The following is a 15,007-nucleotide window of genomic DNA, read 5'->3' on the forward strand; positions in this document are numbered from 1 at the left end:
TCACGATGCCCGCACCAACTGTGTATCAAACCTGTTGATAAAGTCCGCTAAGGCCACTACACCCTCTGTTGGCAGTGCATTATATAGACTTGCACGCAACGGAGCGCCCGCTGAATGGCCGCTTAAGTTAAGTAAACCTTCTTGATGGGCCTGCTGCAAAAAAAGCCCATTTAGGGTCGGATCCTTTAAACCAAAACACACATTAATGTGCGAACGCATCTCCCCGTTCACGCTGGTATGGAAAAAACGACTGCGGTCTATCGTATTATAAAGCAACGCACTCTTTTGCCGACTGCGTTTCGCCATTTCTGCCAAACCACCTTGGTCTATCACCCATTCTGCCATCAATCCCGCCATATAAATCCCAAACAGGTTCGGCGTATTGACACGAGAATTGTTTCTCGCTTGCTGGGTATAATTAAAGACAGTAGGCGTAATATCCAAAGCACGATCAAACAGTTTCTCATGCATAATAACAAGGCTGAGCCCAGCAGGTGCGATGTTCTTTTGCGCACTGGCATAAACCAAGTCCATGTGTGAAAAATCAATCGGGCGGGTCAAAATATCCGATGTCATATCAGCAACAAGTGGCAAACCTTGTGAGTCCGGGAGTTCATGGAATTGCCGTCCCTGTGTTGTCTCGTTCGTGGTTATATGACAATAAGCCCCATCCGCAACAATCCGATCCACGACAATCTCGCCATATTTGCTGGCCTCGGCAATTGCCCGTTTGGACCAATGACCTGTATCTAAATAACAGGCCCGTTTTTTATCTCCCATCAGGTTCATGGCCACAAAGGCAAAATGAGCATAAGCCCCGCCTTGCAAAAACAACAGATGATGACTGTCCGGCAAATTCAAAACCTGTCGCAAAGCCAGACGCGCTGCCTGCATCACCTCCCCAAAGGCCGGATCGCCAAACGGGATTTCAAACAGTGACATGCCGCTTCCTTGCCAATTGAAGATTTCCGCACGTGCCTGTTCCAGAATTTCGTTTGGCAAGACCGCCGGGCCCGCACCAAAATTAAACGACATCATGAGGTTTTATCCCCCAAACAGAAAACTCGTATGTGAGCCCGCCGCCATGAAAAAAACAGTCGGAAAGCTGAGGATTGTGTTGGTTCGTGATGACAAAAAGGTAATGCGCGAACAGCGCACCCGTTCCTCAAAACTTGCGGGAATAAAACCAATGACCTTTTTTTGATGCGGCCAAAGAACCAACCACAAATTCAAAACCATCAACAGGCCACACCAGACCCCCATCCCCAAAACCGCGTGACTGCCATTTAAACGCAGCACGTCCCATAAGATATCGCGGTGAAATAACATAAACAGCCCGCTCCCCAGCACAACGATGGAGGCATAGCGAAACGTTGCATGTTCGCGGCGCAAAGCGGCCTCAAACCGTGCTTCGATGTCAGCCGCAGGCGCCTTCCCCTGTGGCATGTTATAAGTCGGATTTTGAATGACATTTGCAAAATTATGGCCCACCCAAACCAAAATTCCCATAACATGCAGCCAGCGTGCAACCAGATCAAGGACATCCATCGCCATTAACCACTCCCTGCCCAGAAATGCACCAAGAGCGAGAGCAAAACAATCAGACTTAATCCGGCACCAATCGTGCCACCTTTTGTTTCATGGGGAAGCTTCATGCACACACCTTTTTCATAAGATTGCTAACCGCACCGCGCGTGCGCATAACCAAAGGCATGCCGGGGCGCCCCGTAACCCGCGCATTTTCAACAGCCGAGGTAATCATGTCAAAATGCGGTGATTTGGAACAAGCCGGGTCCGTGTTGGTCGCATCCCCGGTCAAGGCAAACGCCTGACAGCGACACCCGCCAAAATCATTTTCCTTTTCATCACAGCCTACGCAAGGCTCCTTCATCCAGCTTGTCCCACGATAGGCATTAAAGGCAGGTGATTCATTCCAGATCCAGTCAAGGGGACGATCTTTTACGTTGGGAAATTCAAGATGAGTGATGGTCTGGGCTTCCTGACAGGGCAAGGCAGATCCGTCCGGCGCAATTGTCAAATGGATCGCCCCCCATCCGTTCATGCACGCCTTGGGTCGGCCATCAAAATAATCGGGAATAACGAAATAAATCGTCATGTTTTTACCCAGACGGGCACGGGCTTCATTCACCTTGGCTTCGGCGTGTTGCAACTGTTCAATTGTTGGCAACAGTTCGTCACGGTTTAGCAGCGCCCAATTGTAATATTGCAAATTGGCAAATTCGAGAAACTCCACATTATGATATTCTGCCAATTTGATAATATCTTCAACCGCATCAATATTAAAACGTGAAACCGGGACATTCATCACCACCGGAAAACCGATTGATTTGATATCTTCGATACATTGCATTTTTTGCTCGAAGCTTTTCACACCGACCATCGCGTCATTTTTTGCCGCATCATTGTGTTGCAGGCTAATTTGTATCTGTTTCAAACCAACGCGTTTTAACTCTTTCAAACGATCTTTGGTTAATCCGACACCTGAAGAAATCAAATTGGTGTAATATCCTAATGTGTCCGCCTCATCGACCAATTCTTCCAGATCGCTGCGCACCATCGGCTCGCCACCGCTAAACCCCAGTTGCAGGCTACCGATTTTGCGTGCATCGCGTAAAACCGTTTTCCATTCTTGGGTCGTTAATTCGTTGGAGTAATCTTCAAACCCCAGTGGATTGGAGCACCACGGACATTTCAGCGGACATTTATAAGTCAGTTCCAGCACAAGCCATAACGGCTTGCCGTTCCCATCAAGTTTTAAGTCTGATCCAGCCTTTGGCATGAGCGACCTCCATAAATTTTACAACGTCTTCATCAAGGCCCTGTTGATCGAACTCTTGCTCCAGTTCATCAATAACCTGGGAAACACAACGCACACCGTCGCAATACTTAAGAATATGCCCGGCGGAATTGTTCAATTTCACAATCCCTTCTGGATAGAGCAGCAAATAAGCTTGTTCCTGTTCTTCCCAGCGAAACACATACATCGGATGGATTTGCAGTTGGCTGGTGAGTTCAATTTTTTCTTCTGCACACATTGATCTAAGCCCTGAGATAAAGATGTCCCGGCACATGAGACGATGAGGAAGGAACATAAAGCCCCTTCCCCTTTGGTTTTTTGCTTAGCGAACGTAAACGTAAGCCGTCACTTCAAAACCGAGACGCAGGTCGCAGTAAGCTGGTGTTTCCCACTTCATGAATTTTCTCCTGTTAAAATAATAGAACCGGAGGAATTGTCTGAATTTTAAGAAAGCACCGCAATTAGCCATTAGTCTTAGGGAAGACAAAGTCAGGGTTGGAACTTACACCAACAGGTGATTGAGCAAGGCGCGCAATTTGGCCGGCTTCAATGGCTTGTTCAAAATATGATATCCCAGACGTTCACATTCGTTGCTCACCGTCTGGGTACGATCTGCCGTAATAATCACAGCAGGGATATCCGAACCATACACCGCATGAATATCCTGAATAACCCTGATCCCGGTTTCGCCATCATCCAAATGGTAATCCGCCAAAATGGCAACGGGTGTGTGTTCAGCATATTTCATTTCTGCCAGCGCAGTACTTTTAGATACAGCGCAATGCGGGATCATGCCCCATTCATTGAGCAAATCAGCCATAGAATGTGTAATACTGCCTTCATTATCAATAATCAAAACAGGTACACCCGACAGGTTATAAGGTTGTCGAGGTAAGGGCGCAGCCTGCATAACCAACGGGTTGACGCCATCACAGACAGGGACATCAACACTAAAGACCGATCCTTTTCCAACAATGGACTGGACATGGACCGGATGGCCTAAGATTTTTGCAATCCGTTCAACAATCGCAAGCCCCAAACCAACCCCTTTGTTCTCGCGATCCAAGCTATTTTCTTTTAGTTGGTGAAACTCCAGAAAAATATCATCCAACTTGTCCGGCGGTATCCCGGGGCCACTATCCCAAACCTGAAAACGGATATGGTCCGCACAGCGCCGACACCCCAACACAACACGCCCACTTGATGAATAACGGATTGCATTGCTCAGGAAATTTCGTAAAATTCGCCCCAAAAGGCGTGGGTCAGTCTTAATCGAATAGCCGCAAGGCATCACGCGCAATTTTACATTGGCTTTATTCGCAACCGATTGAAATTCCTCCCCCAATGCCAATAACAATCGGTTGGCAGGCACTTCTGAAATTTCGTGCACAATCGCATTGGCATCCAATTTTGCAATGTCCAAAAGGTCGGTCAACAATTCTTCAGCACTGCCCAACGCATTATGAATGCGTTGCACTAGCGAGGCATCTTTGTCCGATAAATCACGTTCTTGTAATGTCGAAATTAAAAGGCGTGCGGCATTTAAAGGCTGAAGCAGGTCGTGACTGGCTGCTGCCAGATATTTATCTTTGCTGCTATTGGCCTGTTCGGCCGCTTCTTTGGCCTGCTTCAATTTCTGTTCAATAGTTTTGCGTTCCTGAACTTCACGGCTCAGTTGTTTGTTCAGGGTAACCAAAGCTTTGGTGCGTTCTTCAACGCGATCTTCCAATTCATCATGGGCTTGCTTCAGGCGTTCCTGTGCCAGTTTGCGTTCTGTAATATCGCCCACGGACCCCACCATACGATAAGCAATTCCGTTGTTGTCTCGTAACGCTTTTCCACGGGCAAAAACCCAGTGATAAATACCATCGGTGGCACGCACCCGGTATTCCCATTCAAAATACTCGCTTAACCCTTTCAGATGTTCGGAGACTTTTTGTTCATAGCCTGCGACATCATCCGGGTGCACCCATTCCAACCATTGATGCGTTGTCGTGCGGCGGCTTTGACTGGAATGACCCAACGTTTCCATCAAGCGCGAGGAAATGAACAAATCCTTGGTCACGGGGTTCCATTCCCACAGACCTTCGTTTGCACCATCCATCGCCAGCGCATAGCGTTCTTCAATCATTTCCAGTTCTTTGATACGTTTTTGCAGTTGATCGTTTTCTTTTTTCAACTTTTGCAAATCCATTGCGCCTTTTGACATGTGCGTCATCAATATCCGTTACTTCAATAAGCCTTCCCTTAATATTTAAGAGTATAGCGATTAAGCGGGGACGACACCATAAATCAAATACATATCGTCCTCGCATTAGACTTTTTGCCAATCCCCTTTAGCCAAAAGTCGAACAGCATTCCGGCGCATACTTCCCTATCGTTGAAAGGATATAAGCGGCGTTTCATGTGAGGCTTCGCTTTCGTTAATCACCGCGCATTAAAGGAAAGCACACAGATGTTAAAGAAAATGTTGGCAGCACTTGTCTGCATGGTTCCGTTAGCTGCACAGGCTGGCGACGATGCGGAAGTAAAAGACAGTTACTTCGGATATAAACCACCTAGTACAGAAGCCGCAGCGGGCTTGCAGGTTTTCAAACGCTGCAAGGAATGTCATTCCCTTAATCCCGCCCTCAATACGTTCGGTCCAAATCTGCGTGGCGTCTTTATGCGTCCCGCCGCCAACCTGCCCCGTTTTGATTATTCCGAAGCTTTGAAGAAGTCCGGGATTGTTTGGGATGAAAAGAATTTACGCGACTGGGTTTCCGGCAATACCTGGCTGGTTCATGGAAACCGCATGCGCCATGTCCAAATTACGGACCCGGCAGAACGTGACTATTTGATCGCATTTTTAAAAAGCTTCAAGTAGGTGCTTTTTTTATTTTGACAGACTTTTTTGGGTTTTGCCTCAACTTCCCCGCTTCCTGCTGAACAGTAAGCGGGTTTTCTTTCAAAGAAAGAGCGTTTTAGACCTTTGGCTAATACCAATACGACCAAAGTCGAGGAGAAAACCAATCTGTCAAAAAGTTATAAAATAACAGGATAAAATTTAACAGATAAATCGAAATATTACGATTTGGAGGATCAAAAACATGCTCAAGAAGTTCCTATGCATCGGGTTGGCAAGCGCGATCGTTACCGGAGTGGCCATAGAGGCCATCGCTCATGGTGATGTTACGCCTCAGGCCGTCGACACCAGTGGTTTGCCGCAACTGGGCGAAGAATGGTTAGACGAAAACCCATTTCGTAACGACCAAGCCCTAAAATCGCGTGCCGTTGAAATCGGATCTTCCGCCTATAATCAAAACTGCGCGCGTTGTCATGGGCTTCAAGTGATTTCAGGTGGCATTGCACCGGATTTGCGTTATCTTGAAACAGATATGGATGGTGATGAATGGTTTAAAGAACGTGTCACTCATGGGGCTGTGCGCGACGGTAAAGTATATATGCCGAAATTTGCCGGCACCATTTCACAAGAAGGGTTATGGGCCATTCGGACCTATATCGACGAGCAGCCGGAAGACTGATCACACCCTGTTCAATAAGAAGGTGTAAAACGTGCTGGATAACAAAACAAAAAAACATAAAATACCAAAAGGAAACAGCAAGGCGCGCACCGCCCCCCGTGCAGCCGGGGAGCTATTTATCGGCTTGGGGAACGAACCGTTCTCCGCCATTTTTTTCTTTACCTCAGGTGCCTATGATATAGCGGCCCTGGGGGATGCCTTAGAAGCCTTTTATCCCGACGCCTTGGTCTTTGGCTGTACATCGGCCGGTGTGATCGGGGAAAACGGATATCAAAATGACGGCGTTTGTGCCTTCGGCCTGCCCGAAGATCATTTTATGGTGGAAGGCACCCTGATACCGGATGTATCCACCATTGATATTTCAGACTGGTCGGTTCGAACCAAATCACTGGTGACTGAATTCAGGAATGGTCTGCCGCAAAAAAGCACGGACCATTCTTTTGGCCTTGTTCTAATTGACGGCCTTTCCTTGGTCGAGGAAACCGTCCTGAACGCCCTTTATCCCGAATTAGGCGATATTCCCTTATTTGGCGGATCGGCCGGTGATGATCTAAAATTCAAAGAAACCCTTATTTATTATAACGGGCAAGCCCACCGCGATGCGGCCACATTGGTTTTAGTCCATACAAATTGCCCTTTTAAAGTCTTTCGCACCCAGCATTTTCTGGAAACCAAACGCAAGATGGTAATTACCGAGGCTGACCCGGCTTCGCGCATTGTACGCGAAATCAATGCCGCCCCAGCAACGGAAGAATACGCCCGCCTTATCGGGGTCAAACCAGAAGATCTCAATCCAGAACAATTTGCAGCACACCCCGTCATGGTGCGCGTTGCCGGATCTTATTATGTACGATCAATTCAACGGCCCGAAGGCGAAGATGGTTTGCGGTTTTTCTGCGCCATTGATGAAGGACTGGTCCTGACCCTCGCCAATGGTCAGGATATTGTGACCAATCTGGAAGACACGTTTGACGATATCGAAAAGACAATTGGCAAGCCGGAATTGATCATTGGATGCGACTGCATATTCAGAAAACTGGAACTGGAACAAACCCCACAGAAAAAGGCACAGGTTTCAAAGCTGCTGGTCGATCACAATGTTTATGGTTTCAATACCTATGGTGAACAATTTGCAGGCATGCATGTCAACCAGACCTTTACCGGGGTCGCCATCGGTTGGAGGGACACAGATGATTGATGCACTTGATATCCCCACCGGAACGGCGGATGAAACCCTCAAACTACGCAAAATCATTTCCGCCCTGATGAAACAGGTAGAGCGCACGCTAGACGTCCAAGGCGGGGCTTATTCTTCTTTTCAAACCGCAACCTTGCTGGATGAAAAAGTTCGTGAACGCACTCACCAGTTGGAACAGGCATTGGGGTCTCTGGAAAAAGTTAATCTGGAACTCAAACGCACCAAAGGTGAAGCCGAAACCTCGCGCATTCGTTTGGAAGAAGCCGTCGAAAGTGTATCGGAAGGCTTCGCCCTGTACGATAAGGAAGATCGTCTCATCCTGTGTAATAACAAGTTTTGGGATTTTTGGGGCAATCATCAAAATGATGTGCCCTATGGGACACGTTTTGAAGATATGGCCCGTAAACTGGTGCGCCAATATGTCGTGCCGGAAGACGTGGAAAGTCCGATTGACTGGCTTAAGGAACGTTTAAACCGTCATCGTAACCCAAAAGAATCCTTCGTCATTCAGTTAAAAGATGGTCGTTGGCTGAAAATCAATGAACGCCCGACGAAAGACGGCGGGATCGTCGGCGTCTATACCGACATCACCGATATTAAGGCCGAAGAACAAATCCGACGCGAACGCGAACTGGCTGAACAAAACGTCCTGTTGCAATCCACATTGGACAATTTGCGTCAAGGGGTCTCGGTCTTTGACAAGGATTTAAAACTGGTTGCTTGGAACCAACGCTTCATCGAATTGCTGGACCTGCCCGACGGGTTGGTCGAACATCATATGACCTACGAACGTTATACCCGGTTCAATGTCTTTCGCGGGGAATTTGGCCCCAAAACGGAAGACGCTTATCAAGAACGTATTCAACGGGCGCGAGCGCAGGAACCGCTTTATTTTGAATATACCCGCCCCAACGGGCAGGTCGTGGAAGTTCAACGCAACCCCATGCCCGGTGGTGGTTTTGTCACAACCTACAGCGATATTACCGCCCGTCGTCAGGCAGCGGAAGAATTACGCGAAGCCAAAGAAAATCTTGAAGAACGCGTACGCGAACGCACTGACGAATTGCACATCGCGAAAGAAGCCGCCGAGGAAGCCAACTTGTCTAAAACCCGTTTTTTGGCAGCGGCAAGTCACGATCTTTTACAGCCCCTGAATGCTGCCCGGCTCTTTATATCCACACTTTTGGAACGAGCATTGGATGACAAAAACCGCCCCCTTGTCGAACGTGCCGACTTTGCCCTGAAAGGTGTGGAAAGTTTGCTCAGTGCGCTTTTGGAAATTTCAAAACTGGATGCCGGTGCTGTCCCCGTGGTGATTGCGGATTTCCCGTTAAGTGATTTATTCAACCGCCTTCAAGAAGAATACGGCCCAATCGCAGCCCAAAAAGGCATCGCGTTAAAAGTGATCCCGACTTCGGTATTCGTAAACAGTGACCCCAAATTATTATCCCGTGTCTTGCGCAATTTTGTCAGCAACGCCGTGCGCTATACGGATAGCGGGCGCATTTTGGTCGGAGCAAAACGGGAAGGGGAGAACTTACACCTTTGCGTTTATGATTCCGGCAATGGGATCGCCCAGAAAGATCAGGAACGCATTTTTGAAGAATTTCGCCAATTAGACCGGACAGATCAAACGGAAAAAGGTGCCGGGTTGGGGCTCGCTATCGTCAAACGGATTGCACAAACGCTGGGGCATAAAATCCTCTTGAAATCCGAGATTAATAACGGTGCCTGTTTCAGTGTGGAGGTCCCGCTCAGTCAAAACCCCATCCCCTCCCCGCCGGTTGTGCAAACCAAAATTTTTACCGAGCATATGAACGGGCTGACTGTCTTGATTATCGATAATGAAAATGACATTCAGTACGGCATGCAAAGTCTGATGGAAAACTGGGACTGTAAAGTTCTCACCGCTGGTTCCCGCAAAGAAACCGTACAGCTTTTAGATGGTCTGGGCTATTTCCCCGATGCCATTATTGCTGATTATCATTTAGATGATGGGGACACCGGACTGGATTTACTGGGGGCCCTAAAACGTGATTACCGACCACATTTCCCGGCGATGGTTTTAACGGCGGATCGCACAGACGAAATCCGCGCAAGCGTCAGCTCACATGGCTATGCATTGCTGAACAAGCCTTTAAAACCCGCAAAACTGCGCGCATGGTTATCACACATCGCCAATGGAAACCGCTTGTAAAAAGCTTTAACCAAAATCCAGCGTTTTTGCCATCAGAACCGCCTGTGTCCGGCTGTGCACACCCAATTTACGCAAGATCGCCGATATATGCGCCTTGACGGTGGACTCTTTTATATCCAATTCATAAGCGATAATTTTATTAGGCTTACCCAACGTCAGCAGTTCCAACACGCCCACCTCGGCTGGGGTCAGCAAAGCAGCACGTTCGCGCAATCCGTCATCGACACGGCGTTTTTCTTCAATGGCTTCTGCCAGTTCCGGTGGCACAAACGTTTTCCCAAGCAAAACCGCATGGACTGCATCACCAATACGTTCCTTGCTGGATGATTTCGGGATAAACCCCAACGCCCCGCACGTCAACGCGCGTTGGATAACATCCGGGCTTTCTTCCGCCGAGACAATAACCACAGGCAAAACGGGGGCTGCGTTTCGTATCCCCAAAAGACCGGAAAAGCCTTCGGCACCCGGCATATTTAAATCCAGTAAAACAATATCCAGATCATCATTTTCGATGGCCTGTTCCCGTGCCTCTTCCAAGGTGGAAACTTCAATAATCGTTGCATCAGGCCAACGTTCATCAACAACTTGTTTGATGGCATCTCGAAATAACGGATGGTCATCAGCGATTAAAAATGTGTACATCGTCCCAGAGAACCTCAGTTAAAGGTAGTATTTTATTTTATGTCTTTCCGGTGATTATATACCAGAAGGGATGAAGCCCAAAGACTTCATCCCTTCTCCAAAGGTCGTAGATGTAATTTCGCCCGTTTGCAACCGGGACTACATAACCAGTTTAAAGACCCAAACACTGCCCCCTTGGTTCAGGTTTTTAATCCGTTTGGCCACGTCACCGCCCCACAAAGGAACCGCACCGCCCCAACCGGATACGACCGCGACATACTGTTCACCATCCTGTTCCCATGTAATGGGGGAGCCGACAATCCCGGAACCAGTATTGAATTTCCAGACCTCTTCGCCGTTATTGGCGTTAAAGGCTTTCAGATAACCTTCCGGTGTGCCTGTAAAGACAAGTTCCGGCGTTGTCATCACCCCGCCCCATAACGGCGCGTTATTCTTATATTCCCATTTGATCTTGCCTGTGCGCGGATCAATCGCTTTCAATGAACCGATGTAATCTTCAAACAAAGGTTTGATCGTAAAACCAGCCCCAAGATAAGCTGCCCCTTTTTTGTAGGTAATCGGCTCGTTCCAAATATCCATGCCCCATTCATTTGACGGCACATAGAATGTTTCTGTCACCGGGCTATAAGCCATCGGCATCCAGTTTTTACCACCCAAGAAAGAAGGGATAGAGAAAATGGCCTTGCCTTTTTTACCGCCTTCGGCATCCATCGGGTTGCCCGGACGACCTGTTTCGCTATACATCGGGCGGCCTGTTTTCAGATCAATGCCCTTTGCCCAAGTGATATCCTTCACAAACGGTGTGGCATTTTGCAGTTTCCCGTTGGTACGGTCCAGAACATAGAAAAATCCGTTACGGTCTGCTGTTGCCGCCAGTTTTTTACCATCAAGATTATAAGAAACCACTTCGTTCACACCGTCAAAGTCCCAGCCATCGTGCGGCGTGGTCTGATAGTGCCAATTGATTTCACCCGTATCAATATCAATGGCCAGACGGGATGCGGTATAAAGGTTATCACCGGGACGCAAGTGAGAATTCCACGGTGCCGGGTTCCCTGTCCCGAAAAACAGTTGGCGTGTTTCCGGATCGTAAGTGCCACCCAGCCAAGTCGCACCGCCGCCATACTTCCACATATCCCCCGGCCAGCTTGCATTTTTCACACCGGTCATGGTGCTTTCTTTACCCTTTAGGGTGCCCATGTGACCTTCGACCGTTGGACGGGACCAAACAAGTTCACCGGTTTTTGCATCACGGGCTTCAACCTTGCCAACAATGCCAAACTCACCACCGGAAACCCCGGTTACGACTTTACCTTCAACAATCAACGGTGTCGCCGTCAGGGAATAACCAGCCTTGTAATCACCGACTTTCTTTTTCCACTTCACCTTGCCGGTTTTGGCATCTAACGCAACGATTTTGGCATCCAGCGTCCCAAAATAGACCATGTCTTCATAAAGTGCCGCCCCACGGTTAATCACATCGCAACACGGCATAATCCCATCGGGAAGACGCGCATCATATTGCCATAATTCTTCACCCGTTTTCACATCAATGGCAAACAGACGAGAATAAGACCCGGTCACATACATCACCCCATCCGCAACCAGTGGCTGGGCCTCTTGACCGCGTTGTTTTTCCCCCCCGAAAGAAAAGGTCCATGCCGGAACCAGTTTTTTCACAGTTTTCAGATTGATTTTATTCAAAGGGCTGAAGCGTTGGGCCTGCAAGCCCATACCGTCTGTTACGACTTGGGAGGTATTCTTGTCATCATTGAGAATATCCTCATTTGTGACCTTTGCCAGTGCAGCGTTGGGACCAAGTGCCCCCAGTGCCAGCCACCCTAAGGCGGCTGTCGTGAATAGTGCCCGTTTCATATATATGTCTCCCTTTCAAGGAAAGTGAAAGCCTCAAAAAAAATAATGTTCAGTCGACATGTTTTGCACATGCTTCAAAGACTGCTTTCACTATGAGGGGACGGGTTGTTATGCAATATTGGCAAAAAGTCGAACAAAGCCCATTTACAGCGGTTTTAAAGCACTTTTGGCCTTCAACTTTAGTCGTAAAGGCGTGGCAAAGTCTCTTCGACAACGCTTGGCCACAGGTAAGCAACGGAACGCACAAACTCCGCACGCGCCACAGACAAAGATTGAAAACGTTGCGGGATATCCAGACGCATAACCTCGGTCATTTCAAGGCCATTTTCTGCCGCCTGATACAATGTCTTTTGCAACCAGCCCAGATAATCCAGCGTCTGCTTAAATGAACGACCGTCACGTTCCACCGGCCCATGACCGGGTACAACAACATTATAAGAATGTTTTTCCAGCTGTTCCAAAGCACGCATCCATTGTGCAATATCGGCATGGGGTGTTGTGGGTGTGCGATTATGAAACGCCAAATCCCCGGTAAACAGCACACCGCTTTTCTGGTCAAAAACTGCTAAATCGCCTTTTGTATGCCCTTGAAGCGGCATGAACTGTATTGTGCGCCCTGACAGGTCCATATGGGATTGGTTGATGGAATGACCGGGTTTGACAAGCGTTGTGTCAATCATCCAGTCCCCGACCATGCGATACATGTTTTCCAGCAGGCCTTCACCTTCACGGTTTATGGCCTGAATGGTTTCATCCATCGCCCATATTTGGGCATCATCAAACGCCAGGTTCCCTAAAAAATGATCGGGGTGATGATGGGTAATAATCACATGGCGAACGGGTTTTGGCGTTATTGCGCCAATCGCCGCACGCATTTCATTACCGTATTTTAAAGAGGGGCCAGTGTCGATAACCACCACGCCCGTTTCACCAATTAAGAAACCAGTATTGACGATATTACCACCGTTTTCGCGATTGAAATGATCCGTGCTGCCAATGAACACATAGACCCCGTCCCCAACTTTTTGCGCCTTCAAATCATAAGATAAATCCTCAGCCATGCTGTTGTGAGCAAAAGACATCAATACGCCCCATACCACACACCATATTCCCCATCTCATCATCTTGTCCCCACTTCAACATCAAATTCGTTGGCATTGTTGTCTCGCCCTGAAATACGCAACGGCGCTGTCCCCTTGGGAAAATCAAGTGTCAGAACCGGGTTTTCACTGATCGGTTCTTTCAGTTCAAAACGGCTTAGCAATAATCCGTTGGCATCTTTAAAATTAATCTCTTCGATGATAAAAACCGGGACATCCCCGGACAGGCCCGTATCCATCGGGTGACGCAGGCTCACGCGGATACGTTCGCTATCGCCACGCTGCCACATACGACCTTTTGCCTCTAATAAATGATCAGCCCAGTCGGCCTGTGCCGTTTGTTGCGGTCCTGTCGTACATCCACCACCTTGTGCACTGACAAACGTACCATTCATACGCCAGACACCATCCGGTGTTTTGGCGATTGCATGAATGACGCTGCCTTCATTCAATTTCACCCGTGTTGCAAAATAAGGTTTGGCCTGCATGGGGAAAAAACGCACTGCAATTGGAAAGGGGTTAAGATCCGTCATCAAAACGATCTCTTCCACCTTTCCCAATGCGGACGCATCCACAGAAACAGGAACCTGAAAATTGCTTTCCGCATTGGTCGGGGCAAAAATCTTGAGATTTTCATCCACAATAACCGTTGCATTTTCCCCAAACGTTTCTTCTGCCATATATTCCCACATTGGTGAATTAAACGGATCTTTGGCAATATTGCCCGCTTGTGCAGAAAAGGAAAGTACCGTTAACAAGAACGAAAGAACCAATAAATAAGGCATAACTGCCTCCTAATTATAAAAGCTTGCAGGCGGCGGGGTGTAGGTCAGTCCGTATTTTTCAAACAGCGCCTTCATTCGCCCATCCAGAACCATCGCGGCAATAATATCCCCGACCGCATATCCCAACTGGCGGTAATCGTTTTTAACCGCCAAACCCAATAACCAGCTTTCCCGCGACAGGCCCGGTGTCGGTATTTTACCGATATCATATTGGGCCATATGTGCACCCAAGGCAGCTTCCACCACGCTACGCGGTCCCATCAATCCAAACGCTTTTTGCGCAATTGCCTGATCGGCCGCTTCTTGAATAGTTGGGAAATGCAGAACGTTATTTCGAACACTACCGCCAAATGCCGCACTTAAATAAATATCGGCTAGACTGTCTAATTCGACGGCTATTTTTTCATAACGAAAATGTCCCAAGGTCGCATCCTTGCCTAATTTTTTAATATCACGGGCAACGACCATGTCTTCGCGGTAGTAAGGCGCAAACAGGACAACTAAATCGTTGCGCCGGGCCAGTTCATTGTCATAAGGGACATGCAACATGATATCGGCCTTCTTGCGGTCCAGATAATGCCCTTTCCAGATGGCATTGCGCAAATCATCGTCAACATTCTCATCTGCGCTCAACTCAAACAAATCCAAACGCACGCCTAACCCATTCGCAATAACCTGTGCGATCTCCACATCCACCCCTTTTGCCTGCCCGTTTTCACGATAAGAAAACGGTGCAAAGTCGCGGTAGACGGCAACGGAAATCACACCACGGTCCTGGATATCATCAAAAGAAAGCGCAAACCCGGGAGTTGGGTTTGCGCATACAAGTAATGTTAGGGGAGCTAAAAGCCCCTTCAACAGGTTCGCA

Annotated in this window: 15 protein-coding genes; 4 read left to right on the forward strand and 11 right to left on the reverse strand. The window is 48.2% G+C overall.

Annotated elements, in window-relative coordinates; all coding sequences use genetic code 11:
* The 6 genes from serC to ACN0VA_RS13210 form a co-directional block, all read right to left on the reverse strand.
* Positions 1-1,038, reverse strand: coding sequence for a 3-phosphoserine/phosphohydroxythreonine transaminase (gene serC, locus ACN0VA_RS13185; RefSeq protein ID WP_417821611.1), 1,038 nt, complete (start codon positions 1,036-1,038; stop codon positions 1-3).
* Between the two features lie 6 nt (positions 1,039-1,044).
* On the reverse strand, positions 1,045-1,554 hold the full coding sequence (locus ACN0VA_RS13190) for a hypothetical protein (RefSeq protein ID WP_417821612.1): 510 nt from the start codon (positions 1,552-1,554) through the stop codon (positions 1,045-1,047).
* A 97-nt stretch (positions 1,555-1,651) separates the two neighbouring features.
* Positions 1,652-2,800 (reverse strand): pyrroloquinoline quinone biosynthesis protein PqqE, encoded by a 1,149-nt coding sequence (pqqE, locus tag ACN0VA_RS13195; RefSeq protein ID WP_417821613.1) that lies wholly within the window; start codon positions 2,798-2,800, stop codon positions 1,652-1,654.
* The gene (pqqD, locus tag ACN0VA_RS13200) at positions 2,769-3,056 is read right to left on the reverse strand and encodes a pyrroloquinoline quinone biosynthesis peptide chaperone PqqD (RefSeq protein ID WP_417821614.1); all 288 of its coding nucleotides are present in this window, start codon (positions 3,054-3,056) and stop codon (positions 2,769-2,771) included. The genes pqqE and pqqD overlap by 32 nt, the downstream gene beginning before the upstream one ends.
* Positions 3,057-3,140: 84 nt before the next feature.
* On the reverse strand, positions 3,141-3,287 hold the full coding sequence (gene pqqA / locus ACN0VA_RS13205) for a pyrroloquinoline quinone precursor peptide PqqA (RefSeq protein ID WP_417821615.1): 147 nt from the start codon (positions 3,285-3,287) through the stop codon (positions 3,141-3,143).
* A 33-nt stretch (positions 3,288-3,320) separates the two neighbouring features.
* A complete protein-coding gene (locus ACN0VA_RS13210) occupies positions 3,321-5,036 on the reverse strand; it encodes a NahK/ErcS family hybrid sensor histidine kinase/response regulator (protein ID WP_417821616.1) in 1,716 nt (571 codons plus the stop codon).
* A gap of 237 nt (positions 5,037-5,273) precedes the next feature.
* On the opposite strand from ACN0VA_RS13210, the gene ACN0VA_RS13215 reads away from it, so the two are divergent.
* From ACN0VA_RS13215 to ACN0VA_RS13230, 4 genes are all read left to right on the forward strand, one after another.
* Positions 5,274-5,684, forward strand: a complete 411-nt coding sequence (locus ACN0VA_RS13215) for a c-type cytochrome (RefSeq protein ID WP_417821617.1) — start codon at positions 5,274-5,276, stop codon at positions 5,682-5,684.
* Positions 5,685-5,907: 223 nt separating this feature from the next.
* A complete protein-coding gene (pedF, locus tag ACN0VA_RS13220) occupies positions 5,908-6,342 on the forward strand; it encodes a cytochrome c-550 PedF (protein ID WP_417821618.1) in 435 nt (144 codons plus the stop codon).
* Positions 6,343-6,373: 31 nt separating this feature from the next.
* Positions 6,374-7,540 (forward strand): nitric oxide-sensing protein NosP, encoded by a 1,167-nt coding sequence (gene nosP, locus ACN0VA_RS13225; protein WP_417821619.1) that lies wholly within the window; start codon positions 6,374-6,376, stop codon positions 7,538-7,540.
* Positions 7,533-9,737 (forward strand): NahK/ErcS family hybrid sensor histidine kinase/response regulator, encoded by a 2,205-nt coding sequence (locus tag ACN0VA_RS13230; protein WP_188665424.1) that lies wholly within the window; start codon positions 7,533-7,535, stop codon positions 9,735-9,737. The genes nosP and ACN0VA_RS13230 overlap by 8 nt, the downstream gene beginning before the upstream one ends.
* 6 nt (positions 9,738-9,743) lie before the next feature.
* Here ACN0VA_RS13230 and ACN0VA_RS13235 read toward each other — a convergent pair whose 3' ends face one another.
* The 5 genes from ACN0VA_RS13235 to ACN0VA_RS13255 all read right to left on the reverse strand — a co-directional run bounded on the left by ACN0VA_RS13235 (position 9,744) and on the right by ACN0VA_RS13255 (position 14,904).
* Complete coding sequence (locus tag ACN0VA_RS13235; RefSeq protein ID WP_188665421.1) at positions 9,744-10,379, reverse strand: response regulator; 636 nt, start codon at positions 10,377-10,379, stop codon at positions 9,744-9,746.
* 138 nt (positions 10,380-10,517) lie between these two features.
* A complete protein-coding gene (locus ACN0VA_RS13240) occupies positions 10,518-12,254 on the reverse strand; it encodes a PQQ-dependent methanol/ethanol family dehydrogenase (RefSeq protein ID WP_417821620.1) in 1,737 nt (578 codons plus the stop codon).
* Between the two features lie 179 nt (positions 12,255-12,433).
* On the reverse strand, positions 12,434-13,336 hold the full coding sequence (locus ACN0VA_RS13245; protein WP_417821621.1) for a quinoprotein relay system zinc metallohydrolase 1: 903 nt from the start codon (positions 13,334-13,336) through the stop codon (positions 12,434-12,436).
* A gap of 38 nt (positions 13,337-13,374) precedes the next feature.
* Entirely contained in the window at positions 13,375-14,139 is a 765-nt protein-coding gene (locus ACN0VA_RS13250) for a quinoprotein dehydrogenase-associated SoxYZ-like carrier (protein ID WP_417821622.1), read from the reverse strand.
* Positions 14,140-14,148: 9 nt separating this feature from the next.
* On the reverse strand, positions 14,149-14,904 hold the full coding sequence (locus tag ACN0VA_RS13255) for a substrate-binding periplasmic protein (RefSeq protein ID WP_417821623.1): 756 nt from the start codon (positions 14,902-14,904) through the stop codon (positions 14,149-14,151).
* Positions 14,905-15,007 lie beyond the last annotated feature (103 nt).

The sequence above is a fragment of the Terasakiella sp. genome (genome assembly GCF_048267425.1).
In the GTDB taxonomy this organism is placed as follows: Bacteria; Pseudomonadota; Alphaproteobacteria; order Rhodospirillales; family Terasakiellaceae; genus Terasakiella.

What these genes read in the sequence shown, in the direction of transcription:
- serC (WP_417821611.1), bottom strand. Translation starts at nt 1,038, where the DNA reads ATGATGTCGTTTAATTTTGGTGCGGGCCCGGCGGTCTTGCCAAACGAA.
- ACN0VA_RS13190 (WP_417821612.1), bottom strand. Translation starts at nt 1,554, where the DNA reads ATGGCGATGGATGTCCTTGATCTGGTTGCACGCTGGCTGCATGTTATG.
- pqqE (WP_417821613.1), bottom strand. Translation starts at nt 2,800, where the DNA reads ATGCCAAAGGCTGGATCAGACTTAAAACTTGATGGGAACGGCAAGCCG.
- pqqD (WP_417821614.1), bottom strand. Translation starts at nt 3,056, where the DNA reads ATGTGTGCAGAAGAAAAAATTGAACTCACCAGCCAACTGCAAATCCAT.
- pqqA (WP_417821615.1), bottom strand. Translation starts at nt 3,287, where the DNA reads ATGGCTAATTGCGGTGCTTTCTTAAAATTCAGACAATTCCTCCGGTTC.
- ACN0VA_RS13210 (WP_417821616.1), bottom strand. Translation starts at nt 5,036, where the DNA reads ATGACGCACATGTCAAAAGGCGCAATGGATTTGCAAAAGTTGAAAAAA.
- ACN0VA_RS13215 (WP_417821617.1), top strand. Translation starts at nt 5,274, where the DNA reads ATGTTAAAGAAAATGTTGGCAGCACTTGTCTGCATGGTTCCGTTAGCT.
- pedF (WP_417821618.1), top strand. Translation starts at nt 5,908, where the DNA reads ATGCTCAAGAAGTTCCTATGCATCGGGTTGGCAAGCGCGATCGTTACC.
- ACN0VA_RS13230 (WP_188665424.1), top strand. Translation starts at nt 7,533, where the DNA reads ATGATTGATGCACTTGATATCCCCACCGGAACGGCGGATGAAACCCTC.
- ACN0VA_RS13235 (WP_188665421.1), bottom strand. Translation starts at nt 10,379, where the DNA reads ATGTACACATTTTTAATCGCTGATGACCATCCGTTATTTCGAGATGCC.
- ACN0VA_RS13240 (WP_417821620.1), bottom strand. Translation starts at nt 12,254, where the DNA reads ATGAAACGGGCACTATTCACGACAGCCGCCTTAGGGTGGCTGGCACTG.
- ACN0VA_RS13245 (WP_417821621.1), bottom strand. Translation starts at nt 13,336, where the DNA reads ATGTCTTTTGCTCACAACAGCATGGCTGAGGATTTATCTTATGATTTG.
- ACN0VA_RS13250 (WP_417821622.1), bottom strand. Translation starts at nt 14,139, where the DNA reads ATGCCTTATTTATTGGTTCTTTCGTTCTTGTTAACGGTACTTTCCTTT.